Annotated in this window: 17 protein-coding genes; 6 read left to right on the top strand and 11 right to left on the bottom strand. The window is 37.7% G+C overall.

All coding sequences use genetic code 11. The annotated features are described in order from the left end of the window. Nucleotides 1-75: 75 nt before the first annotated feature. Genes AC07UV_RS20770 through AC07UV_RS20760 form a run of 3 tightly spaced genes read right to left on the bottom strand, consistent with a single transcriptional unit; the run spans nucleotide 76 to nucleotide 8233 of the window. A complete protein-coding gene (locus tag AC07UV_RS20770) occupies nucleotides 76-1056 on the bottom strand; it encodes a hypothetical protein (RefSeq protein WP_495185137.1) in 981 nt (326 codons plus the stop codon). 26 nt (nucleotides 1057-1082) lie between these two features. Beyond that, nucleotides 1083-7691 carry an RHS repeat-associated core domain-containing protein gene (locus AC07UV_RS20765; RefSeq protein ID WP_495185136.1) on the bottom strand — a complete coding sequence of 2203 codons (6609 nt, stop codon included), beginning with the start codon at nucleotides 7689-7691 and terminating at the stop codon, nucleotides 1083-1085. A gap of 5 nt (nucleotides 7692-7696) precedes the next feature. After that, nucleotides 7697-8233, bottom strand: a complete 537-nt coding sequence (locus tag AC07UV_RS20760) for a T9SS type A sorting domain-containing protein (RefSeq protein WP_495185135.1) — start codon at nucleotides 8231-8233, stop codon at nucleotides 7697-7699. Between the two features lie 717 nt (nucleotides 8234-8950). On the opposite strand from AC07UV_RS20760, the gene AC07UV_RS20755 reads away from it, so the two are divergent. From AC07UV_RS20755 to AC07UV_RS20730, 6 genes are all read left to right on the top strand, one after another. Continuing rightward, a complete protein-coding gene (locus tag AC07UV_RS20755) occupies nucleotides 8951-9331 on the top strand; it encodes a helix-turn-helix domain-containing protein (protein ID WP_495185134.1) in 381 nt (126 codons plus the stop codon). A 411-nt stretch (nucleotides 9332-9742) separates the two neighbouring features. Then, nucleotides 9743-10228 (top strand): RNA polymerase sigma factor, encoded by a 486-nt coding sequence (locus AC07UV_RS20750; protein WP_495185133.1) that lies wholly within the window; start codon nucleotides 9743-9745, stop codon nucleotides 10226-10228. A gap of 94 nt (nucleotides 10229-10322) precedes the next feature. Next, nucleotides 10323-11219 carry a FecR family protein gene (locus AC07UV_RS20745; RefSeq protein WP_495185132.1) on the top strand — a complete coding sequence of 299 codons (897 nt, stop codon included), beginning with the start codon at nucleotides 10323-10325 and terminating at the stop codon, nucleotides 11217-11219. 145 nt (nucleotides 11220-11364) lie between these two features. After that, nucleotides 11365-14448: a SusC/RagA family TonB-linked outer membrane protein gene (locus tag AC07UV_RS20740; protein WP_495185131.1), complete on the top strand. Its 3084-nt coding sequence runs from the start codon at nucleotides 11365-11367 to the stop codon at nucleotides 14446-14448. A gap of 10 nt (nucleotides 14449-14458) precedes the next feature. Next, nucleotides 14459-15820, top strand: a complete 1362-nt coding sequence (locus tag AC07UV_RS20735; RefSeq protein ID WP_495185130.1) for a RagB/SusD family nutrient uptake outer membrane protein — start codon at nucleotides 14459-14461, stop codon at nucleotides 15818-15820. Next, nucleotides 15820-18321 carry an alpha/beta hydrolase family protein gene (locus tag AC07UV_RS20730; protein WP_495185129.1) on the top strand — a complete coding sequence of 834 codons (2502 nt, stop codon included), beginning with the start codon at nucleotides 15820-15822 and terminating at the stop codon, nucleotides 18319-18321. The genes AC07UV_RS20735 and AC07UV_RS20730 overlap by 1 nt, the downstream gene beginning before the upstream one ends. A gap of 16 nt (nucleotides 18322-18337) precedes the next feature. Here the strand turns inward: AC07UV_RS20730 and AC07UV_RS20725 are convergent, their stop codons facing one another. The 8 genes from AC07UV_RS20725 to AC07UV_RS20690 form a co-directional block, all read right to left on the bottom strand. Further along, the gene (locus tag AC07UV_RS20725; RefSeq protein ID WP_495185128.1) at nucleotides 18338-18595 is read right to left on the bottom strand and encodes a DUF6520 family protein; all 258 of its coding nucleotides are present in this window, start codon (nucleotides 18593-18595) and stop codon (nucleotides 18338-18340) included. A gap of 111 nt (nucleotides 18596-18706) precedes the next feature. Next, a complete protein-coding gene (locus tag AC07UV_RS20720) occupies nucleotides 18707-20185 on the bottom strand; it encodes a DoxX family protein (protein ID WP_495185127.1) in 1479 nt (492 codons plus the stop codon). Between the two features lie 135 nt (nucleotides 20186-20320). Further along, nucleotides 20321-21079: a helix-turn-helix domain-containing protein gene (locus tag AC07UV_RS20715; protein ID WP_495185126.1), complete on the bottom strand. Its 759-nt coding sequence runs from the start codon at nucleotides 21077-21079 to the stop codon at nucleotides 20321-20323. Between the two features lie 287 nt (nucleotides 21080-21366). After that, a complete protein-coding gene (locus tag AC07UV_RS20710) occupies nucleotides 21367-21843 on the bottom strand; it encodes a DUF3872 domain-containing protein (RefSeq protein ID WP_495185125.1) in 477 nt (158 codons plus the stop codon). Nucleotides 21844-21858: 15 nt separating this feature from the next. After that, a complete protein-coding gene (locus tag AC07UV_RS20705) occupies nucleotides 21859-22416 on the bottom strand; it encodes a conjugal transfer protein TraO (protein ID WP_495185124.1) in 558 nt (185 codons plus the stop codon). An 11-nt stretch (nucleotides 22417-22427) separates the two neighbouring features. Further along, complete coding sequence (gene traN / locus AC07UV_RS20700) at nucleotides 22428-23288, bottom strand: conjugative transposon protein TraN (RefSeq protein ID WP_495185123.1); 861 nt, start codon at nucleotides 23286-23288, stop codon at nucleotides 22428-22430. Nucleotides 23289-23335: 47 nt separating this feature from the next. Then, complete coding sequence (traM, locus tag AC07UV_RS20695) at nucleotides 23336-24670, bottom strand: conjugative transposon protein TraM (RefSeq protein ID WP_495185122.1); 1335 nt, start codon at nucleotides 24668-24670, stop codon at nucleotides 23336-23338. Further along, nucleotides 24651-24932 carry a nitrogen regulatory IIA protein gene (locus tag AC07UV_RS20690; RefSeq protein WP_495185121.1) on the bottom strand — a complete coding sequence of 94 codons (282 nt, stop codon included), beginning with the start codon at nucleotides 24930-24932 and terminating at the stop codon, nucleotides 24651-24653. The genes traM and AC07UV_RS20690 overlap by 20 nt, the downstream gene beginning before the upstream one ends. Between the last annotated feature and the right edge of the window lie 268 nt (nucleotides 24933-25200).

Below are 25200 nucleotides of genomic sequence, written 5' to 3'. Positions count from 1 at the left end.
TTTACAGGCTTTTCTCTTTAAGAAACAAAAGTAGGAATAATCCTACTTTTGCTTTTTAAAGTGATTGAATAAAAACTACTCTTCAAGATTGAAAGATTCTTCTATAAACCGTATGTATTCCTTTGTTGTGTGATACAACATGTCATAGTAGAAATAAGCATGGCGTTTATAGTCATCTTCAAACTCGTTAGTATTATATAACTTTACAGTACCATCACCTAGAAATTCTTTCTTTGTTCCATTATCCATGACAATCTCTAGCTCACTGACATTATACATTGTTTTGGTACCAAAAAAAGCAGCGAAATTAAACGTGGGCGGATCAAAATGTGGATGAACAAACTTATCAAAGGTAATAAATCTGTCTATCTTTTTATTAGCACTCTTCTCAAAGATAATAAGTTTGTATTTTGGCTCTTCCCACCAGCCTTTTCTAAAGTTAATTTTACATAACTGGTAATCTGTTTCAATTCCTATAAAATATTTTCCTTTAAAGGCTCTATATTTAATAATAGTTTTTCCGAAAACAATTTTCTCAGAGAATTCTGCAAACTTTAAATCTAATAATGTTTGATAATATAAAATCCACCCCTTTACATTGAAGAAAGGACTATTCACCAAGATATTATAGAGTTTTGCCTCGTTTACGATTTTGTCTTCAAAACCACTAAATTGGCTTATTTGCTGATATGCCTCCTCTTCTTTGGGATTTTCCCAAAATATTTCCTTTGAAAAATTCTCTTTCTCTGAAATTAATGGGGTTAATATTCTGGAATTGTCAAAAGTATGACCTAAATTATCTATTCCTAAAACCTGATAATTACTCATCTTATTTTTAAATTGAACTCTATCATAATCTACAAAAAATTCAAGATGAGATAATCGCTCTTTTAAAAATTCAATGTGACTACTCAAATCACCATATGTAATTCTGGGATCTAGAATTCCTAAAAACATACTACTCCCCAAAGCCGTATTTTGGTTTTTTAGAATGTATTGCAGAGTTTGGTCTGCAAATTTTTTTTCGTCAAGTTCTATATGAGCAAATTTGTTCATAAACAAAAGTTAAATTAATAAAAATACTAAGGTAAAGCCCAGGCTCCACATCCTGCGCATTCCCATGTTGCAACTCCCATAACGACTTTGTACATAATGTAAGCCGCTGCAGTAATAACAGCCGCATTACGGACATCTTTCGCATCCACCACGGGTTGTCTTTGTCTTTCCTGCGACTTACAGTTCAAGCAATTATAATAGATCATTCCATCGGTTCCAACAGGAATAGTATAACTAAATTGATATCTAGTAACAGCATCAGTTATAATGGTTCCATTTGCAAATGGTCGTGGGGCTCCTTGGGATGATCCTACATAAAATTTTTCATGCAATAGCATTGTAAGCGCATCCGCGTAAACCTGGTTTTGATACTGCCCTTTTAACGACAGAGACGACTCTACAAAATTACTCATCGGTTTGAGTTCCCATACGGCATTAATCCCATTTTTCATGTAATATAAATCAGGACGTAACTTAAGATCCCATTTCCAGATTTTTTGTGGAGTTTCTGGAAACCAGTTTTCTTGTAACCCTCGTCCGTTTTTAAAATAATCAGCCATTGCCCTATGTGCATACACACCCATTGCTTGGGGTGTCACATCGAATACACCTTCACCTCCTAGATTATAATCTGGTGAGATAATATATTTATAAGCATTACTAATCCCATCTGTGGAAGTTACACTATTACCATATAAATTCCCTGAATAGGATAATCCCCCAACAGCACCACCTAAGAAATTTCCTCCTGTAAAAGCAGAATTCAATCCTCCTGAAACAATACCAGGCAGTACAAATTTAATAGCTCCAGGGTTGCTTGTAATAGAAACAAAGGTTCCCGAAATAGCTGCTCCGCCAATAGCTCCACCCAATACTGCACTCCATGACTTTTCCCAGTCCCATTTTGTGGGATTCCAGTTGCCGTTATTGGCAGCTACACCATTTAAATATCCACCTACTAAAGCTCCTAAAAACCATGTTAAAAACTCTCCGCTTGGGTCATTATACATCAGCGGATTATTCATCACATACCCATACTTATTATAATTTTGAGTATTTGTAGGATCCTGGATATTCTCATCAGCATTTAAGAACCTTCTGAGCAGTGGATCATACAACCTTCCATTCATATGGATGATGCCTACTCCAAAAAAATGCTCATGGCCAGTGTAACCGCGATCAATTAGTAACGAAGTTGCTGCTATTGATGATTTATTTGTAGTAATTGGCGAAGTACCAATTTTTAGGTGAGTGAGGTTGCCCCATGCATCATAATGTCTTTGTTCCAGCCTTTTTCCCGACTGGTCACAAACCGCAAGGATGCTTCCTAAATAATCTTTATGCAAAAATTTATAAGAACCGCTGCTCTCTTCAAAGTTTTTCAAATATACAATATCAGATTCATATGGGTTACCTCCAATGTATAAAATATGCTTCTCCTTTGCTGTAACCAAGTTCTTTACCACTTCAAAGCTACCGTCCTCACTGTAAAACTTGGTGTAAGTATTTTCCCAAGTAGGATTTTGGGTTCCCTGGGACAGTGAAGAGATATTCACCTTCTGTCTCATACTTCCCAATCCATATTCAAAGCCAATACGGGATTTCTCACCATTGATCTGTACGGGGTCATTATTCTCATTATAAACAACAGTCTGGATAAGATCACCATTATAATTCTGTACACCAATGCTATTAAGGGTCATCCCGGTTGCCTGATATATTTTCGCTGAATTATCAAATTTGATCTCACCTACCTGGTCATTCTGTCTTATCCTGCCTTTTTCATCATACGTATTTTCTGAAAGCTGGCCTGTTACAGGATTTGTCCATTTCAGAAGCCTGTTATTGTCATCATAATCAAATGATTCTATGATATTAAAGTCCCCCAAAGTTTTTCTGGATTTCAGTTCATTTTTGATGGCATTGAAGCCATACTGTATATTCAACACGGTCTGCGCAGGAGATACATGTTTGATTTCCGAAAGCATTCCCGTAGCATCATTATAAGAGTTGTTGATATTAGAAGAACCTAATCTTGCTTCCAGAACCTGCCCCTTTGCATTAGTTTTCAAAAGCTGCCAAAGAACTTTGTCTGACTGCGCGTCTTTGATCTGATAAAGCGCCCCACTCCATTCATCATAGATATTTTCTATTCGTATTTCGGTAAGCATGCCGGAGGAAGACAGTTGCTTTAAATAAGAAACCTCCCTTCCTTTATCATCATAACTAATATCCTTATTGGCATAAGTTTTCCCGTTGCTGTTCTCTATAGCAGATGCTACCCTTCCCTGAGGATCATAGTTAAATTCGGTACTGAATGGATTGCCGTTTGCTGTGCCAGACTTTTTGATAAGCAACCCTTTAGTATTATAGGTGAAAGTAATATTCTTGTTCGTAGCTGCTCCACCGTCATTAGTAGAAACATCTTTCTGCGAAACCAATTGCCCCAAATTATTGTAGGTATATTCTTTAGTTCCTTTCGGGCTGATCGTTTTCTTAGGTTGACCAAATCCGTCATACTCATATTTATACAATCCGTTTGAAGGATCATTAAATTCAGATTTTCTACCCCACACATCATATGTTGTAGTAACCGTATTTTCAGCATACTGCGCTTTTACCTGCTCTCCGGCTGCGTTGTAAGAAAACTTTATAGTTCCTCCCTTATCGGTTGAAGAGGTAGCGTTCCCTAAAGCATCAGCCGTTTTGCTAGTGGTTCTTCCATAATCTGCAGTATTAGTTTCTTTCACCGTGGTGGTAAAACCTGATACGCTGGTCTCTGTCTGTTTACCTGTAAATGCTGTGGCCTTTACCTTAGCAGGAAATACCGAATCGTTATAGGAAATGGTATTCCACTGGCTGGCGCTTTCTCCGTCAAAATAAGGTTCGGATTCCCCTAGTTTTCTACCCAGGATATCATACTGGGTTTCCCTGGAGACAAATTGTCCCTGTTCAGAAGCCTTAGTCGTTGCCTTATACACCTGTCCCAGCTTGTTGGTAAATGTTTTTGAGATATTCCCATCCGGATCATTCTTTGTGACAGTCACATTGTCATTGGAATCTCTTTCGTAGATATAGCTGGTAATTCCTTGAAGACTGTTCTCAGAGGTCTGAAGTTTTCCCCAGTTATCATAAGTGTTTTTAAGGGTATTTCCTAACGGATCGGTCTGGCTGGTCACCTGTCCCCAGGAATTATACAAAAACTCCGTTTCTAATCCTAAGTGGTCTGTTTTCTTAACAACAAATCTTCCGGTAGGGTCGTACTGTGATGTGGATGTACGCAACTGTGAATCTATGCTGTTAGAAAGCGTTTTTCCGGTGATGTTTCCAAAACCGTCATAGCTATAGGTTTCAAGGATGTTGCCTGTATTATTTCTATTCCACTTTTTGAGCGTTTTCACACGGTTATTCTCATAGGTATATTCCTCTTTGCCGGACTGACTGTCCCCGTAGGCCTGCTGGGTTTCTGTTTTGGATTTAAGGCGCCCTATATAATATGCTGATGCAATTCCGGAAGGGTTATGGTCATACGCAAATACTGAAGTGGTAACCCCATAGGTGTCATTAACCTTCGAAACAATTTGCAGTGGAAAATAATACTGTTCGTAAATAATATTGTCTTCTTTAACAGTTCCTGTTAAGAAATCTTTTACTCTGGTTCTTGCAGGTAAAATGGCTGTCACCACCTTTGCCTTATCAGCATCGGGAACAGAAGTTACCTGCTGTCCATCCAGGTGTTTAATGGTCTGGTAAACTGTCGATTTTAAGCTAAGAAGCTGAGTGTTATTTTCAGAAAGATCCGCCGGGAAAATACTTGCCTCGGTATTGGTTCTTATTGCCCATTCTTTTACCGGAATTCCATCACTTAATGGATCGGTTTCTACCCCTGTCCAGATCTTTGTATTTTCAAATCCGTCAGCATACCAGGATGAGCGGGCCGTTTTTCTGAAGCCTATCAGCCCTCTTCCAAGAATGTTAGAAGTAAGCCCCCTGTATCTGAAATCCTGTTTTAATTTCTTGTCAGAGATAGTACTTTGCGTCAGTTGAGACACCACAAACATTCCTGTTGACTGGTTGATTTCAACATAAGGATAATTAACGGTCTGTGTTCCATCATATAACCCGGGATTTACACTCTTATCCAACTGCTTGTAAGTAATATCTGTTGTAATACCTCCCTGTGCGATACTTTTGATACGTGCCTCCTTAGAAATGTCATAGAAATCGTGAAATGATACAAATTGCTCGAAATTAGTGGTATACCCAACTGTAGGAACCATAGAAACCAACATAAATCTTCTCAGCATAGATCCTGTCCATTGGTCTACAGACAAACCTACTTTATCATAGGCATTAAGCGCGAGCTCATTGTTGATATTGCCAGCATTTAGATAAAGATAGGTAAGGTCAGGATAAGCCTCTTGATCGCTGCTAAGGGGCATTCCACCACCTCCCGTTGTTGAATAAGCACTAACCGATGAGCCTATAGACCTCTGATACTTCGTTCCAACGTTACTATCCTGTGGATAAGATTTCAAATAATGCCTGTCTGAAGAAAGACGAATCAGTTCTGCTTTCCCGTCATTATTAATATCATACGCTGCAAAAGTTTTAGGATTTAATATCCAGATATCCTGATCAACAAACCCAATCACTTTCCTGTCTTTTTGAGGTTGTTCAAAGCTGATAACACTTTCTGCAAAACCATTCCCCTTAGAAGTATAAAAATACCAATTCACAGAATCATTTGACTGGGGGATCATGATATCACTCAGTCCGTCACCATTATAATCTCCCACAACACCATCGTCCCAGAGTCCATTCACTATTTCACTAGTAATCTGGCTAAATGGCGCTATAGCAGAGACATACTTACCTTGTACATTTTTTGAAAAAGTAATGAGCAGGGGTTTTTTAAGCGGGTCCGTTTTCATAAAATCAAACACGCCATCTCCGTTGAAGTCTCCTGCTTTATAAACCGTAAACAGGTCTTTATCCTGATTATCCAAGACAGGATACAACTCAAGTGAATAGAACCATTGAGACCCCTGAATGGATTCATCAGGATCAACAACAAAATATCTCTTTGTATCTTTACAGGTGTGAGGCAGCTTATCAATCGGATCGAGTTGGCATGTTTTGTCGTTGAACACCAAGACCAGTTCACTTAATCCGTCACCATTGAAATCTACACTTTTTATTCCTGTAACCGTTGTTCTAATCCCTTGCTGAGTAGTTCCTATGGAATAATCATAATCCGCATTTGGGATCACCTTTTTAAAATCGAGAACCAATTGGTTATCGTCTGTAATACCATAAAAAGAAAGCTCAAGATCATTTTTTGATGTAGAAGCATTAAGAACAAATCTTTTGGCTACAAATCCTTGGCGGTTTCGAATAAGATTATTCTTTTTTAAATTAACAACTGTAGCTCCCACAAAACCTAATTGAGTAATGGTATTCCCTATGTATAGTGGATTCTCCGTTGCATCCTGATATTTAATCCTGTAGAAATTACTATAAAGATACAAACCTGCTTGTGGTGTTTTAGGGGTGGTTGTCGTATGATACCTTAATAAGTCGAGGTTACCGTCACCATCAAAATCACCCACCAAATCCTCACCCTCTTTGGGTTTTACCGACGCATCAAGCTTCCATGTTTTAATATTAGGATTGGGAAGGTCCATCGATTTTTCATAAGTGAAGGTCACGGGATTTGCTTCTTCGTTATTTCCATTTAAAGTGGTTATCTTCTCCAGGTATCTGTAAGCTGTTTGCTGCAGATCTTTTTTATAGGAAATTGTATACTTTTTATATTGTTTGTTTCCGGTAGAGACTACCACGGACTCAAGAAGCTTTGACGGCTTAAATTGAACTCCTTTGATATAAGCTATTTCATCGGACGGTCTTGCCATAAAATTAAAGTCTATGGCATTTACATGCTGGGTGCCCTGTACTTCATTTCCGCCCCAGCTTATTTTTGTGATCACCGAGACATTATCAGTCAGGGTATAATTGTAAGTAATATAATTACCATCTGTATCCATTGACTTTACAATATTATAATCAATGGGAGTTCTGGCTGAGCTGTTTCCTGATGCCGCAGCTCCATACCATGACATAGAGCCGTCCGGAGAAGTAACTTCCCAGTATTCAGGTCCCTGCCAGCTCTGTCCGGCAATGCTTCCTATAGATTTTATTCTTAGGTTAGAATACTTCTCCGTTACATATTCAGCACCGTCTTTTCCATATTCTCCAGACTTTAAAATTAATCTCTGCCCGTTAAAGCTGTAATAATCCGAATAATCCAGCTGTACGCCTTTAGTAATGCCGTCTTTTTCAAGGTTTTTCCCAACCCTTGATATCGAGCTAAGTCCCGTTATATTCCAGCCATAGCCTGCCAAACCGTTACCACCGCCACTTACGTAGACAAGACTTATACTGGGAGTCACATTTTTAACTCCTGGAGGAAGATCAATGGGAAGCGTATACTGAAGCTGTCCTGCTCCCGTAACATCTATATTTCCTTTGGTGTCATGAAATTTAGGAGTTGTCTGCGCAAAACAGAATACGGATATAAAGGATAATACCAGCGATGAAAATAGCTGTATTTTTTTATTATTGTACTTTCTCATGGCCATTACCTTTTTGTGATGTTTTTACTGAAAAGTCTTCCATCTTTCAGGGTAAAACGCAGTACGTATACCCCCCAATCGTAACCCGTCATATTAATTTTCAGCTGCCTGTTGAGGCCGGGCATATTTTGCTGCTGAAATTTCCAGTGTACCGTACTATGCTGATAGAGTGATACAGATTCAATAAGGTGATCTACTTCTTCAGTCCAGTCGATAGTAAGTAAATCATTTACTGGAACTGGGTACAAACGGATCTGTTTCCAGAATGTTTTTTCATCCATGGCAGAATTCGGCGCAAGCGAAGCAGTTTTTGAAACCTCTTTTGACAGAATTGAAGTCGTTTCTTTAGGATCTTCTTCTGGTCCTCTATAGCGTTGGTTTCCGGCTTCATCATATTTGAAGTATACCTCGGTTTGGGAGTATCCCAAAAATCCGATCATTATGCAAAGCAAAGGAAGAACTTTCCTTTGCAAAAAAATTTTCCGAGCCGACATGCCCGCGGTAGTACACCCGAAAGGTGTACCCCAAAAAAGATTTTTCATTGTGTTTTTTTGTTGTGAGTTGAAATTAGATTTTTGTTTCCCGCTAAGGGAAAGACCGATATTTTTTCGACAGGACACGGCTTACCCTGAGAAATAGAAGGCTTTCATATTGCTTAATTTTAGAAATGGTTATTAATCTGATTTTAAAATCAGTATTTGTACTGCTAGTCCTAAAGACCTGAAGGCATTAAAGCCCTACACAAAAGACGTGCGATCAAACATCTTCACGTGTATGCAGAGAAATCACGTATTGAGTTGCATAATTTCTCTTCTCTTCTTTTACTGAATTAATTCTTTGGGAATTTTACCCGTAAGTACCTATTGGGCATTTTCTAGATATGAGAATAGTAAATCACATAATAGGAATATACTTAGAATGTTTTTTTCATAATTACTCTTTTTTTGGCTTCGCCAAAGGTAGCTTAGCTTATTTAATTTAAAAATGGGGATTTCCCTATTTTCACTATCCGTGATTTCCCTGATAGATGAAGCTAAATCTTTAGGCTATTTGGTTAATAAAGCAAATGTATTGCGAACTAACGACAATACACGTCGTATTATATTTCATTACAAAATATTTATGATTACGTTGCCAAGGTAATGTAATACCTATTGAGATACCAGTGGAATGGTTATATATTTAATAACCATTGGTTATAAATTTATATAGTTTTTCTATACTAAAATTTGCTAAATTTGTGGAATTAAATACTGATTATGGTTTCTCTCGGCACTAAATTGACCAGACTTCGTAAAAAGAAAGGTCTTACGCAACAGGAGGTTGCTGACATATTGAATATATCACAACCAGCTTACCATAAATGGGAAACAGATCTGGCAAAACCATCCGTCGAAAATTTACTAAAAATATCGAAAGTTTATGAGATTGATCTGAATGATCTGCTTGAGGAAACTCCCACTTTCAATATAATAAATAATGATTGCAGCATCCAGAACATTGGTAACCCAAATTCAAACTTCTATTCAGAATCACCTGAACTTATTAATGGAATATTAAAAAATCAGGACGCAATCACCGGTCTTCTGAATGCTCAAAACAAACTAATTGAGACTTTAATTGATAAGATTAATAGATAACGTAGCAGAATTCTTAACTAGAATACGGCGTACAATTCAAAATAGATCTTTTTTACGCTATAATTCTGAAATTATCCATGTTCTATAATTGAGTTATTTACTATAGCTCAGTTTCGTTCCCAATAACCTTTCATTGCTAGGTTAAAATATTCTATTCTTTAGTATAGGGGGTATTCTCAAATTCTATATACAAGCCTTTTATCATGATGTTACCAATTGTACGAACATTAAATTATACTTTTAATTTATACCTGTCAACTTGTTTATAACTAATTTTTCGACCATATCAATACAGACAAATAACTAGATAGCCAGTTTTAATATATAATTCTTAAATTTGTATTACTGCGAAATTTCCCCAAATAAACCAAAATGCCTTTATTTTCTCGTCATACGAACAATTCCAATACGATGTTTCAGAAAATTTATGATACATATTGGAACCGTATGTTCGCCATGGTATCGCGAAAGGTAAAGGATCGTGATGATGTATTTGATGTCATGCAGAACATCTTTTTTCATTTATGGATTTATAGGGAATCCCTGTCAGACGAAAACATTGAAAGTGTTATTATAAAAACCTGTGTTCAGGAAATCTCCAACTACTTTTCCCAGCAAAAAAAACAACCATTTATCACCGAAGTTGAAAATGTACAATTAGCAGATGATTCAAACGAACGACTTCAGGCGATTCTTGAAGAAGAGGTCCAACTGGATCATCTATGGAACAACATGGAGCTGCTTCCCACGACGAGGAAGAAAATTTTGACGATGAACAAAATTGAGGGTATTACGCAGGAAAAAATTGCTGATACACTCAATTTATCCACAAAAGCAGTAAAAAAACAAATTTCAAAAGCCATCGCTTTCCTGCGACAAAGTCAAGAAAATTCTTAAATTAAGTTAATCTATCTTAAAATAGGTTAAAATTTAAATTTAAAGGGGGGCTGTCTTTAGGTTTCTCAGGTATATATAATAAAGCCCCTTTATTATGGAAAAGAGAAACCAACCCGAAACACTTCCATGTGATGAAGCAAAAGAGTTATGGGATAGCCTTTCCAATGGCGGAGATGATGAGGTTACACCACCGACTGAACAGGAAAAAAAAGAATTCCGACAAGAACTATACGCCAGAATAGAAGCTTACGAAGCAAAAAAAAGGACAAGAAAAATTCTACGATACTCTTCTCTTATGGTTGCTGCTACATTGCTTCTAATCGGTAGTATAGTTGCATACAGATCTCTTTATCTACCAGATGTGTATCAGGCAGATCAATATGGCTTGACAATCCTTTTAAAAGATGGTTCAAAAGCAATTTTGTCCAAAGGTGCTAAATTGACTGTTGAAAAATCATTTCCAGCCGCAACGAGGGATGTTTTTCTGGAAGGCGATGCGATTTTTAATGTGACCAAATCAAAAAATCATCCTTTTATTGTACATGCTGGACCTTACCAAACTAAAGTTTTGGGAACAATTTTTAAAATCTCACAGCATAATTCTAGCTTTAATGTTGATCTATACGAGGGGAAAGTTGAGGTTGCAAAAAGTGAAAAACCAAAGGAGGTCTTTTTACTCCATCCGCTAGAAACATTTTCTAACATGGGTTCATTAAAAGTTGCAACTGTTTTACCTACTAAAAAAGACAAACCGGATACAAACGAACCAAATTCTAACCTGGTGTTTACTGATCTTCCATTGTCAAACGCCGTTCAAATCATTGAAAAGATGTACAGTGTAAAGATCAACTACCCCGCAGAGCAAGCCAGTACGACCATTTCGGTCACTAAGAAAAATCCAACTCCAGAGAACTTGCTGGAGTTTATTGCAATACAATTAAACCTAAATACTAATAAAGTTAATGCGAAAACATTTGAATTGGAGAAATAAGCTATGGTGCCTACTTACTCCTGCCATGATCCCTGACACATAACCTTCACAGTTGAATACATGGCCGACGGTGGCACCCGTCGGCCATGTATTCAACTAATAACAAAATCAGAAGAGTTACTAATTTTAAATACAATGCAAAAATATGAAAATTTTATGCACCGCAGCCGTATTTCTATTTATCGGCTGGCAAACTGTCGCTGCTCAAAAACTCGCAGCTAAAAGAGTTAATTTTGAAATAGGCAAGACTTCCGCTCTTGCAGCAGTAAAGAAATTCATTGACGAAAATGTTAAAGAATACGCTTATTCCAGTGACGACCTAAAAAATTATACGGTTCAGCCAGTGAAATGCAAAAATGAACTTGTGTTGGACTGTCTAAAGAAAGTCCTCAAAGACGTTCCTGTAGAAGTTCTTCTCCATGAAGATGCTGTCGTTATTCGGCAAATCAAGAATAGGATATCATTTTCCGAACAAGAAACATTGAGTTTTCCCCTCACAAAAACGGATACAGTGTCTTCAACCAATGTGAACAAAATTGACGAAATTATTGTTAATGCGGGCTATTACAATGTAAAACAAAAGGAGCGAACTGGCAGTATCTCAAGTGTCTTAGCGAAAGACATACAAAATCAGCCCGTGACAAATGTTCTTTCCGCGATACAGGGACGCATGACAGGGGTCAACATTATTCAGAACAGCGGTGTGCCCGGTGCAGGATTTGAAATTCAGATCAGAGGACAAAACAGTTTAAGAACAGGATCTTTTACTGAACAAAACGGTAACGTCCCCCTATATGTGGTAGATGGCGTTCCCTTCAGTGAAATAAGTCCTCAAAAATCTCAGATTTCATCGACAATCATACCTGGAGGAAATATCAACCCGTTAAGTACAATCAATCCAAATGATATTGAAAGCATCGAAGTACTGAAAGATGCTGATGCCACTGCAATCTATGGTTCAAGAGGGGCAAATGGTGTCATACTGATCACCACAAAAAAAGGGAAATCCGGCAAAGTAAACCTGAATTTCTCGACCAATTATGGAATAAGCGAAGCTATCTCCAATCTTACCCTACTCAATAAAGATGAATATCTAAACATGCGCCGTACCGCCTATAAAAATGATGGCATTGGCACTTACCCATCAAATGCCTATGATGTAAATGGAGCTTGGGATCAGCAGAACGGAATTGATTGGCAAAAAATTTTGATAGGTAAAAAAGCTACAACTAGCAATACCCAGCTATCGGCAAATGGAGGAAGCAAAACCACAAGCTTTTTGGTGAGTATAGGGCATAACGAACAGACAACGGTATATGGACAGGATTTTAAATATACTTCTAATAATTTTAGCTCAAATCTGTCACATCGCTCAGAAGATAACCGATTTCAGATCACTGTTTCAAACTTGTTCACACAACAAAAAAACAATGTTGTTTATAGTGATCTGACGACAAGAGCATTTACACTACCTCCTATATCCCCTCAGCTTTACAACGCTGATGGTAGTTTGAACTGGGCCAACAATACGTTTACAAATCCCCTGGCGGCTTATAATGCATCCTATAACAATGATACGAAACTATTCCAAACAAATTTAAACTCGGAATATAAGCTTTTTAAAGACTTTACATTTAAAGTTAACGCCGGACTAAATTATACGACAATCGATGAGTTGGCCCTACAGCCAAATACTATCTATAATCCAAACATTGGAAGTGGCCTTTCGAGCGCCAATTCACAGGCGCGGCAGAAGAAACAGGACATTTTCTCCTTTATTATAGAACCACAGGTGAACTGGGCAAGAAGCTGGGGCAAACATAATCTACAGATTCTTTTTGGAGGAACTTTTCAGAGTATGGTCAGAGATACCGAAGAAGAGCTGGGTTTTGGTTTCGAGAGCAATCAGTTCATCAGTAATATAGCAGCTGCAAAAACTATAATGAAGCTGGAAAACTCCAACATTGCATATAAATACGCTGCAATCTATGGTAGGCTTAATTATCAATTTAAAAATAAATACATTCTGAATTTAACAGGCAGACGCGATGGCAGCAGTCGCTTCGGCCCCAATAATAGATTTGCAAATTTTGGTGCTATAGGGGCAGCCTGGATTTTTTCGAAAGAAAACCTTTTAAAAAATCTGAGCTGGCTAAGTTCAGGTAAGCTGCGTACTAGTTACGGATCTGCCGGAAGTGATAATATTGGTGATTTTCAATATCTGAACAATTACATTGTTTCATCATCATTAATCTACAACAATATTACTGGCCTATCTCCTTCCCGTCTTTACAATCCTGATTACAGCTGGGAAATCACAAGAAAAATGGAAGCCGCCCTTGAATTAGGCTTCTTTAAAAATAGATTAAATCTTAGTACAGCCTTGTATCGAAACCGATCTTCAAGCCAGTTAGTAGGATATCAGCTTTCCGCTGTAACAGGTTTTTCAAGTGTTATGGCAAATCTGAACGCAACTATCGAAAATAAGGGACTAGAAATAGAAATTACTGGTCGCCCCCTAGCAAAGAAAGACCTGCAATGGGAGTCAAGTTTTAACATAAGTTTCCCCAGTAACGAGCTGCTGTCATTTCCCGGACTGGCAGGCTCATCCTATGCAAATCAATATCTTATTGGCCAGCCCACAAATATTGTAAAATTATATCAGTTCGAGGGAATCGACCCATCAACCGGCCAATATAAATTCCAAGACTTTAATGGCGACGGTAAGATTTCCAGTCCCGAAGACCGACAGGTTGTAGAAAATGTTGGCATTAAGTTCTTTGGAGGTTGGAGCAATAGTTTCCGTTACAAGAATTGGGATCTATCCATTCTCATTCAATTTGTTAAAAAGAAAGGATGGAATTATAACTCCATCATGTCTCTTCCGGGCTTAATGAGCAATCAACCAACACAGGTACTTGATGTTTGGTCACCAGAAAACCCTGCCGGCTACTATATGCCCTATAGCACCTTAAATACCAATACCCATACCCTGTTCCGTACAAGCACTGCCGCCGTTTCAGATGCCTCCTTCATTCGTTTAAAAAATATTCAAGTCGGTTATACCCTACGTTTGACCGAGGGGATTTTTAAAGATGTAAAAATTTATTTTCAGGGCCAGAACCTTTTGACTTGGACAAAATATTTTGGTATCGATCCAGAAGCACTAACGCCGGGCTATTTACCACCACTGCGAACCTACTCATTCGGCATTCAATTTAACCTTTAAAACAAAGAAAATGAAAAAGATAAATTTTATCATACTGTTGATATTCATTTTAACAATTACATCATGCAATAGATTACTTGATGTAAATACCCCAGACAACCAGATCGATCAGAGTAAAGTTTTTGAGGATACTCAGACAGCAAATGCCGCGCTTGCTGCACACTATGCGGACCTGCTGAAGAGTTCCCCAATTGCTGGTGGCGATCTTGAGACTTATTTAAGCTCATATACAGATGAACTCCGTAATTATACGACAACTGCCTCTGATAGCAGAGATCTATTTTTAAACCTGCACACAGAAACAAACAGTATCATGTTGAACACATGGGCAACCGCATACAAGCATATCTATACTGCAAATGCTATTATAGAGGGAATTTCAGGTTCACATGGAATTTCAGCCACTGATAAAAATTGGTTCCGGGGGCAAGCACTTTTGACCAGAAGTATTATGTTCTTCTATTTAAACCAGCTTTATGGAGATATTCCGTATCCACAATCCACAGATTATAAAATCAATAATGTCATTGAAAAAACAAAATCAATCACCGTGCTGACAAATTTGGAACGTGATCTTCTGGAAGTGTCTTCGCTTCTTCAAAATGAATATAAAGATCCCGAAAGGATATACCCGAACAGATTTGTAGCCAAACTGCTACTGGCCAAAGTATACATCGTTGGGCAGAACTGGAGTAAAGCTGAAATTTTATTAAAAGAAATTATACAGAGCCCCATGTACCAGATCGAACCTGACATTACAAAGGTTTTCACAAAATCTGGAAGAGAAGTATTATGGCAACTAAAACCTAACAACAATGCTTCTTTACAACAGGCCACCTTATTTTATTTCACGAATTCATTACCAAATATTTACACAATTTCGGAATCATTGATCAACACATTTCAGGATAACGATCTCCGTAAACAGAACTGGATAGGACGTGTTGATTTTGGTGGTGTTTCCTACTATCGAGTGGAAAAATATAAAAACCGTAATAACACCAATACCAACGAATATTCGATTGTATTCAGACTTGAAGAAGCCTATCTCCTACTGGCAGAAACACTTGCTCAGGAGAATAAGGTTGATGAGGCACTGCCCTACGTCAATGCAATAAAACTGCGCGCGCAACTTGCTCCTCTTACAATGCCAATCTCTAAGGAACTACTTCTGCAGGAGATCCTATTGGAAGACAAGAGAGAATTTTTTGTCGAAATGGGACATCGATTTTTGGATTTAAAAAGAACAGGAAAATTGAATACACTGCAAGCGACAAAACAAAACTGGAAAGATTTCCATCAATTATGGCCCATACCTCAAAAAGAAATTCTTTTAAATGCTAATCTAAAACCTCAAAACCCCGGATATTAATGTTAACTATAATAAAAATAATACTGCTGTTTGTAGGCAGCATTTGTGTTTCAGGACAAAGCTACCCAGACACAATAACGGCCTGGAAAACGAAGTTCACCAAATTCGGAGGAGCACCAAAACTTTCTCCCGCAGGTAAATGGATATCTATCAATAAATTTTCCAGGAATGCTACAGACACTACTTATATTACTGAAAGCCGGTCTGGAAAAAATATCTACAAACTAGTGGGCAGTGCCACCTTTTTAAATGACCAGATCGTCATAGGAAAAAATAGGGATAGGGTTGAAGTTATCAACCTTCAAAATGCAAATAGATCCTCACACGAAAATATCAGCAATGTTTATGTCTTAACTGCTGTAAACCGCTACGCTCTTCTGACAAAGGCAAAGACGATCGAAATATATGATACGACCGGCAAACAGGAACAATTAAACAATATTGAGGGATTTGGAATCAATAAACAAAATAGATTGTATGTAGTACGCCAAGTTGAGAACAGCCATGAAATCTGGGATCTTTCCACAAAACATATCCGTTGCGTCTATAGTACACCTCATGAAATAAGGAAAACTGATATTAGTATTTCTGGAGAGAAACTGTTCATAACCGAAGCGATTAAAGGTGATCCAGATGACCAGCTTGTAATTGTTGGAACAACTGGAACTAATATTAAAATCCCAATTCCCAAAATGGCTGAAATAAATTTTACAGAAATTCAGAAGGGTAAGGCGTTCCTACTGGCGGCAAGGGTTAAATTGGACGAGAATCAAGAGAAAGATGTAGAAATGTGGTACGCTAATGATACATATTTAGGACAGGATAAGAAATATTTTAAAGCCAAATCACAAAAATTCTGGTTTTATAATCCGGTTAAATCCATTGTTAAAGAGCTAGCATTGCCCAAAGGACTCGAAGTTAAAGCGCTAAATAATGAAAGATTTTTCTTAACCTATATTCCCCGTAAAGACTTCAATTACCTGACATCTAACCTCAGTCCAGAGGATCTCAATGATGCGCAGATTTATGATAGTTTTTCAGATACCTTCATCCCTATAGGCAGTTTTAAGGCCGTGAGAAGGTTAAACCGCAGAAAAGTACATAAAACAATTTTCGAGCAAATTATATCTTCGCCTGATGGCACCAAGTTTCTTGCGAGCATTGACGGAATTAAATGGACTTTATTTAGTGTTTCAGGAAAAGTAAAAAGTGAAATAGACAAGGAAGGATTAGAGCTTCCTGTTTTTTCGGAAAAAGGTGAAACAATCTTTTTTGAAAGTTCGGATGACCTCTGGATTTATAACCTCAAGAAAGAACAGCTTAGCCCAATGAATATTGCACATGGTCAAATAACTAGGATAAAAAACAACATCTATAAAAATGATAACCGTGCTCCCACTCTATCAGTCCAAGAACCACTATTGGTAGAAGGTTACAGTTTGCAGAACAATACGACCTCCTACTTCGTTATCGAAAATGGAAAATCAAATACAGTTATTCCTTCCACTGATAACCGGATCAACCACATCGTATTTGATCAAAAGTTTAGGGACTTCTATACCATAGAGGAAAATTTCAATAAACCACCATTTTTACGGCATTATGGGAAAGGAAAGACAGCAAAAATAATCATGGAATGCGATGGAGGTGATAAAAATGCTAAAAAGATCAAACAGGAAATCATCTCTTTTGATGCCGTCGGACAAAAACTAACTGGCATTTTATACTATCCGACTAATTTTAACCCCACACGGATATATCCAATGGTTGTTCATATCTACCAAAGGCAACGACAGGAGTCAAATGAATATCTTTCACCCAATAATGAGTTTCCAGTTGGATTCCAGATAAGAACATTAATTGAAAGAGGTTACTTTGTCTTCTTGCCAGATATTTTGTACGATGATTCAGGTACCGGGTTATCAGCTTTAGAATGTGTAGAGCGAGGTTTAGACCGCGTGCTGCAAAACCCCAATATTAACGCGGCAAAAATTGGGCTCGGGGGCCATTCCCACGGTGGATATGAGACAAATTTTATCGCCACGCATTCAAAACGATTCGCCACCTATGTTTCCGGAGCCGGTAACAGTGATATTATTCGATCTTACTATTCCTATAATTACAACTTTATCAGTCCCTTTTACTGGCAGTTTGAGAATGAACAATATGAATTAGGTAAGTCCGTTGCAGAAGACAAGTCCTTATATCTGAAAAACAGTCCGATTTTAAATGTAGAAAAAGTGAATGCCCCAATACTCTTGTGGGCAGGCAAAAAAGATGAAAATATTCAATGGGATCAGGTAATGGAATTTTTTATCGGTTTAAAACGCTATAAAAAAGATGTCATCGCTTTATTTTATCCAAATCAGAGCCATGCTTTCTTCAACGGTACAGCAGCTGAACAGGATCTTAGTACAAGAATAATCCAATGGTGGGATTATTATTTGAAAAATGAAAAAAATATAGAATGGATCAATAAATTGAAAAAGGATGCCGATTAGGCATCCTTTCATTTTTTTATTGCTGGCTTCTGTGCATTTCAGTAGAACAGGTGGTTTCGTTCAATTTGAATTGATACAACTGCACCGAGCTTGATCCATCTAAAGTACAGAGAAAAGTACCTGCATTATCACAGTCTTGCTCTACCTTTACGCATTGATTTCCATCAATACGGAAAGTAGGATTAATTTTAGATGATTTGCTTACCTGATTGCCCGCAAAAGCCGCCCCTATACCTACTGCTACAGTAAGAACAGGAATAAGTAATTTTTTCATGCTATCATAATTTAATTGGTTATTGCCTACTCTGTTACAGGGTTTTCGGCTAATTCCCTATATATCCCTATCCACCGATGGTTCCCAGAACTGTCGATTTCTCAAATAATTCTACTTAAAAGCGTCTTTCCGAATTTTATAGCTGCGCAACTCGTTCCCAACAATTGCATACAGATAATTTCCACTGACTAACCAGGAAGATAGCGCTTCATCTTTTTTATGGTTAATATAAAAACTACCTATATATTGCTGTCGCTCGATATTATAGACGTCAATAATAGACGAAGTTCGCCAAGACTCGGAGGTCTCATATTGCCCCTTCAAATTAGACTCATTAAACAAGAATTTACCAGCAATAACAGATCTTTTATTTACAGTAAATGGAGGTGCCCCCATTTTTTTGCTCCCGTCCGATAATTTTGTAATTATTATTTTGGCATGTGTGGTTGTATCTATTGTCTGAAAACGGTTCTCAATTTTCATTGTACTATCCATCACAATAAACTGATTTCGATAGACGTAGGTGTACACCAACTTTGTCGCACCATCATTGGAAATTAGTGACCCATCGACATCAAATACTCCATCAATCTGCCCTTGAAGTACATCCGATTTTAGCTTTACTTTCGGACTTTGATTAAGATCTAACAACGCTAAAGAATAACGACGGTCTGATCCGCGCTGAGTTCTAATGGCAAACCTCATGGAATCAAGAATAACCATCTGATTAAAAAAAGCATCATTATAACTTAATGTCCGTGCTACTGAGTCCCCAAGAGACCCTCTGTAAATTATAGGAACTGTTCCGTCATACAGATAGAAGTAAGGTTTTCGGATTTGAAGCTTGACATTCCGAAAATTAAAATCCTTCCTATCGATTATTGTACGATTTTGCATAAACACATTGAATGATGTGTCAATTGTCGTAACAATTAATGGTGCACTGATATTTCCAAGATAGATCAGCCCCTCTTCGATTCCTGCCAGATAGAAAGAGTTCACTTTTAAGTCTTTGGTTTTCTCAATAAGTAACGGATGCGGCAAGAACCTCCTGGTAAAGTTATTTTCATTTTTAATGATATGTTCTGAACTTCGGAAAAGTGCAACGACCACAAGACCGCTGATAAAAATAATTAGTGCTCCAACTCCAAGTTCTTTAAGTCCAGACCTTCCCCTTTTTTTCACCAAAACAAACAGCGCAATAAGTGATAACACTAAGAAGAAAATATTAAAAATTAAATGTTCTGCCCATCCTAGTTTTTCCAGGATACCTCCACATGAGCAAGGGACGAAATCACTGTAGTTCAGTATAAGATATATGTAGAGTGTGAATGATGCCATAAGACCAATGGAAGCATGCAGACCTAACTTATTTGTGTTGGGGATTAGTAACAATATAGCCACAGCAAACTCGATGATCAAAATTGAATAAGAAATAATACCTGCATAAGCACTCAGTAATGGAGATTGCGCCAATTGAACCTGGAATGCTTCAAAGTCAAGTAACTTACTGGCAGCCGCATAAATAAATAGCAACGCAAGAAGTATACTGACTGTCTTTACAAAGTATTTTTTTACAAAACCTATCATAATCACTGGCATTGATTATAACAAATTTCGCAATTGCTGGAAATTAAAGTATTGACAATATCATCAATTATATTCCAATATTCAACCAATGTATACCAATAATTAATAATGGTATACCAAATATTACAAATAATTCTAATAAATAGCTAGACGGGGAATATTCGTAAGGCTTAACTTGTGCCTTACAAAAGCTTTATACATATTCGCATAGTCAAGAAAATTATTCTTAAATGCTACTTCCTTAAGACTTAGATTAGTAAAAATTATATCCCCAATGGCATTTATCATATTCTTTTTTAATCTAAAGCGATAGAATGCATCACCAAAGCATATTTTGCAGTCTCGCTGGAAATGACTGTAATTATATCCGTGGCTTTCAACGAACTCTTTAACCGTTTGTTTTCCTCCATATGGATAAGCATCCAATATATCTTTTACATACATTACATTTGAAGGAACATTCCTTATTAAGTTCTTTGGTAAACATAAATCAACCACGTGCAAATACGCGTTTCTCTTGTCTTGGGCACGTGCTATGCCAACTACGAGATGCATATACTTTGGATCGGTGTAGCGCAGATGAACGGGTATCATCTCATTGTAAGAAACCCTCTTCTCATTAATTTGGTTTAAAGCCCTATTCACAGCATTTTCACTGCCAGATAAGTCAATAAAATCATAATGATCATAGTAGTCATACTTAACGGAACCATAAGGGAGAAAGTCAAGTTTATTTAAAAATCCGTAATAAAAATCAGTCACTCTCTTTAAACGGGTTGAAAGCTCCTGAAAATCAGAAAAGAAAACGGCTGACTTTACAAAGTTCAAATTGCAAAAAACAGCGATATTTTGCTCAGCCATAGCATCTAATAATGAAACAATGTAAAAGTTCATTTCTATCCAAATATTAATTATCAAAATGAGACCGATCTGAGGGGTGGCAAAAAATATAGTTTCTGTATAGTGTAATTTTCGGTCTATAGCTTATATAAAACTAACATTTTTACCCTAATAAAGAAATAATAATCAATAAATTACATTAAATACCTTCATTACATTGCTTCTAACTTTTAATTGTAACAAAAAAGAACAGCCAATCGGCTGTTCAATGGCCTTACGCCTTTTCTGGTAGTGTAGGATAGGTCATACAATAAATCTACAAAACTATCTCAGTCTAAAGATTATCTAACCGGACCGATAATAATGGGGACTTTCTTTTTGTTATTGAACTGGAAGGCAATTTGCTTTTCATTACCAAAACTGTCAACGATCCACACATCAAATTGTTGTGAAACTAAAGATTCCAACGTATAGTACAGACGAAATTCTTTATCTGGTAAGGTATATAGGTCATTCGGTAAATAAGGTTTATTGCCATAATAATTTAGGCTACCCTGACCATCATTTTGAAAGTAACGGATGGAATAAGTATTACCGGAATAATTACCTTTTGAAATTATTGAAAATCGCATCTCAACCGTTTCACCTATTCCAATTTCCTTCGGTACCGGCATCACCTTAACTTCAAAAGGAAAAATCTCCTGCACATCCAGGACCTCTTTATCACAGCCGGAAAGTAATATAATTCCCAGGATGGCAAAAAAGCCCAGAAAAATCGATCCTATCGACATTTTCCATTTATTAAATGTATTTTTCATATTAGTTTCTGATTTTCAAAAGTTAAAACGCAAGCCTATGCCCGTTGATGGTCTAAACCGCTCAAGGTCGGTTCCCCATAACATCCTGATTCGACCTTGCAGCATAAAAACAATCCGGTCTGTAAGATATGTTTCTACCGACAATCGGCCTCCAGTCCCGAAAACAAATCCATTATTGCTTTTTAGTAGCCCCCCATCCAAAAGGAGGCTGTCTCCCCTATTGACAGATTCATAGCCCACAACTCCAGTTACACCTCCGTTCAGCGTAATAAATTTCCTTGAATCAGAGAGAAGCTTAACACTATAACCAACCTCTCCGATGAAATCTTCTAAAGGGATTTCCCAATTTTTATAGTCTACGGTCTTTCTCTGATATTCCAGTCCCCAGATCCAGTAGTTGCCATGTTTTGCAAAACTGTTCAGTGATAGATTTACATAGAAATTTTTGCCTACCCTATCTGTATTTAGAAATCCCGTATTAATTTCCAAAGATTTCTGTTTATACACCATTCTCTGAGCATGCAATTTGAGGCTCATAATGGCCAGTACCAAAAAGATGATATATTTTTTCATAATTCGCTGCTTTATTGATTAACCTTAATCTTCATTTCAGATACAGGCTTTGCGGCAACCAGATCCGAATTTTCAATTTCCATAACCTGGTTTCTTGCTCCATTTCTTTCAAAAATTTCAATTCTGAGCACCTGTTCATCGGTGATTGTGAATTGATCCAGAAGTATGACGTTGCCGGCCATTGAATTATCCGAGATTACTTCAAGGCCGGGATACTGTCTTATCGGAACCAATTGCTTTTCCTGAGAAGCCGTTCTTTTCGCAATCTGCTTATCAACGATTTTGTATGTACAAAAGTCAACGACAAATGGCACATTCGATCTGTTCTTTGCTTCAAAGTGAAAATAAAACTTTCCATTGTGGACATAAATTCCTTTTAGAATTGACTGAATCCCATAAGATCTGGCAGCGATGTGCCTCACATATCTTTTATTCCGCTGATAGATGGTTTTCAGAACAACTTCTGTTAAAGAGGGTGGATTAAAACCAAGCTCTTCAAACTGAACGTTTCTTCCATCCCCGCGCTCAACATCATTTTTCATTTTCTTTAGATCGTAGCTTAAGGTAAATGGATCAGCATTATAAATAACATTAAAGCTATAAAATTGCCCATCCTCTGTAATTACGCTAAAGTTGGTTTCCTCGGTAAAATCCTTGACAGCGGCTTTTATACGCAGCACGTTTTGTGCATCCTCAGCTTTCTCCGCAATCAGGTAATTCGATCCCAGATCTGTGTACCTGATAGCGACCGGAAATATTAGGTGGCAGGTTTTATTATAGGTAACGTCCAGCCTATATGGTTCGACCCTTCCAGCTTCAAGAGACTGCTGTCCAAAGGTCTTGATAAACAGTCCCACAAAAAGCAGGATCATAAGTATATTTTTAATCGAAATCATAGCATGATATTATTGTTATTATTTTATTTTTTTGTCAGCAGCAGTACCGGATGCCCTGATCTCACTGTCACCTTAACGGCTCTCAACTTCTTTGAAAAAAAGCCAGAAACTCCCTGTATCAAACCCCTACTCAGGTCACTTGCCACCTGTTGTCCTGCAGAACGTGACATCGAAATATTCATTCCTGAACTTTGGCTCATGTTAGCGGCTATTTCTCCTGCGGCATTGATCTCGTCTGAACGCGGGACAAATAACCCAAGCTGACCGTCCGTGCCATAAACTAGAATTTCAACTGGAACTATATTTCCTGATACTTCAACTGCGCTGATCTTTAGTTGCAACCTGTTCCCCTGAAATTTGGTATCGGCAACCAGTTCCGTTCCTTTGGAAACATGATAACCGCCAATGGTCGCATTTTCTGATAACCTCAGCTTCAGTGACCCGTCGCCGGATAATGTTTTTGTTTCCATCACCATTGCACGGATACTGTTCCTGACAATATCGCCTTGGGCAACTTCTCCGGACGTGATAAAGCCCATGTTACGCTCTCCGATCCCATTTAAAATCTCCGAGGCATCCTCTTCTCGGTACAAGGCTGATACAATACTCTTTTTGACACCTTTCAAACTTTCAGTTTTCGCGTTCTTACCTGGCGAAGCTGCTGCTTTTGCATCGGTTGAATCCTTAGGCTGACCAACATTCAGAGGTGTTACTTCCCGTACTGCATTTCCTGATGGCAGATATCTGGAAGCCATTTCATAGGATTTTTCCATTAGTGCCAATTGGTCATTAATTGATGGTGTCTGCGGCACGTCCTTTTCCGAAAGCCGATCTTTAAGTTCGTCAACCTGTTTACGAAGTGCCAGTTTTTCCCGGTCATCGTCCCGATAAAAAGAACCCAGAGTTTGCTGCGCATTCTGATAACTGCTCAAAGAACTATTCTGTTGTCCGTTCATTTGGAGACCCCCGGAACTAGGCACTATAACTTTTTTTGGTGAAAGCTCAGCATTTACCGAGGTATCATTATTACTCCAATAATCAGCCAGTGACATGAGCGAATTCTGATTAGCAGCCTCCTTTTCATCCACCATTTCCTTCTCATACGCTTTTTGTTTGTCCGCCTGCAATCCCTTATCCGTTGCTTCGGGAACGGCATTTTTCAAACCCTTATCTTTATCTTCTTCGCCACCACTTTTAGGTTTAAATATTAAATATAGACAGGCGATAAAAACTATTGCCATAAGGCTTAAAATAACCGGTTTCTTAAACCTGTCCTTTTTTAAGGAACTACTATCCGTATTTTCTACAGAGTCATCATCCACAATAAGGCTGATCCGTTTATTCTCTTTCTCTTCCATTTTCGATATGTTTAGGATTTGTAACAGAATCTTGTACTGACACCCCATTATGTATAGCTGCAGGAACCTCGATGTGGCTTATGGTCATCTTGTCTCCTCTACCCAGGTCATAAAAGACTTTCACAAGTACTCCTACACCCATCAGCAGATAAAACGCAAAGAGGTAAAGTACGTATGTGATCTGTGTCCTAACAGGTAAATTCCGCCAGCGCAGATCGAGCTTCTCAAGCTCTTTATCAATTTTTGTTCTAATATTTTTCATAATATTTCCTATTTAAAGCGAATTCCTTTCTTTATGTGGATGTCTTTTAATTCAGGATTGGTCACCATAGCTATAGCTTCCATTGCCGTAGGAAGAGTATCCATTGAAACATCCATCACAATTGGTTTTAGTGACTTATTTCGTCCCTCCTCATAAATAATTATGCGATGAACATCAAATTTTCCATTGTTATAATCCACACACATATCACTTACCAATCAAAATATTTTTGAAGGTTTCGACCTCATAACTTTCTTTCATTTTATAT

The organism is Sphingobacterium sp. GW821-FHT03E03 (genome assembly GCF_059420745.1).
The sequence above is the reverse complement of the archived record's forward strand: the minus strand, read 5'-3'. Positions and strand labels throughout refer to the sequence as shown.

Excerpts from the sequence above, each read along its gene's own strand:
- AC07UV_RS20725 (WP_495185128.1), bottom strand. The coding sequence starts at position 18,595 with ATGAAAAAATTACTTATTCCTGTTCTTACTGTAGCAGTAGGTATAGGG.
- AC07UV_RS20720 (WP_495185127.1), bottom strand. The coding sequence starts at position 20,185 with ATGATAGGTTTTGTAAAAAAATACTTTGTAAAGACAGTCAGTATACTT.
- AC07UV_RS20755 (WP_495185134.1), top strand. The coding sequence starts at position 8,951 with ATGGTTTCTCTCGGCACTAAATTGACCAGACTTCGTAAAAAGAAAGGT.
- AC07UV_RS20735 (WP_495185130.1), top strand. The coding sequence starts at position 14,459 with ATGAAAAAGATAAATTTTATCATACTGTTGATATTCATTTTAACAATT.
- AC07UV_RS20740 (WP_495185131.1), top strand. The coding sequence starts at position 11,365 with ATGAAAATTTTATGCACCGCAGCCGTATTTCTATTTATCGGCTGGCAA.
- AC07UV_RS20750 (WP_495185133.1), top strand. The coding sequence starts at position 9,743 with ATGTTTCAGAAAATTTATGATACATATTGGAACCGTATGTTCGCCATG.
- AC07UV_RS20760 (WP_495185135.1), bottom strand. The coding sequence starts at position 8,233 with ATGAAAAATCTTTTTTGGGGTACACCTTTCGGGTGTACTACCGCGGGC.
- AC07UV_RS20710 (WP_495185125.1), bottom strand. The coding sequence starts at position 21,843 with ATGAAAAATACATTTAATAAATGGAAAATGTCGATAGGATCGATTTTT.
- traM (WP_495185122.1), bottom strand. The coding sequence starts at position 24,670 with ATGGAAGAGAAAGAGAATAAACGGATCAGCCTTATTGTGGATGATGAC.
- AC07UV_RS20715 (WP_495185126.1), bottom strand. The coding sequence starts at position 21,079 with ATGAACTTTTACATTGTTTCATTATTAGATGCTATGGCTGAGCAAAAT.
- AC07UV_RS20770 (WP_495185137.1), bottom strand. The coding sequence starts at position 1,056 with ATGAACAAATTTGCTCATATAGAACTTGACGAAAAAAAATTTGCAGAC.
- AC07UV_RS20690 (WP_495185121.1), bottom strand. The coding sequence starts at position 24,932 with ATGAAAAATATTAGAACAAAAATTGATAAAGAGCTTGAGAAGCTCGAT.
- AC07UV_RS20730 (WP_495185129.1), top strand. The coding sequence starts at position 15,820 with ATGTTAACTATAATAAAAATAATACTGCTGTTTGTAGGCAGCATTTGT.
- AC07UV_RS20705 (WP_495185124.1), bottom strand. The coding sequence starts at position 22,416 with ATGAAAAAATATATCATCTTTTTGGTACTGGCCATTATGAGCCTCAAA.
- AC07UV_RS20765 (WP_495185136.1), bottom strand. The coding sequence starts at position 7,691 with ATGAGAAAGTACAATAATAAAAAAATACAGCTATTTTCATCGCTGGTA.
- traN (WP_495185123.1), bottom strand. The coding sequence starts at position 23,288 with ATGATCCTGCTTTTTGTGGGACTGTTTATCAAGACCTTTGGACAGCAG.
- AC07UV_RS20745 (WP_495185132.1), top strand. The coding sequence starts at position 10,323 with ATGGAAAAGAGAAACCAACCCGAAACACTTCCATGTGATGAAGCAAAA.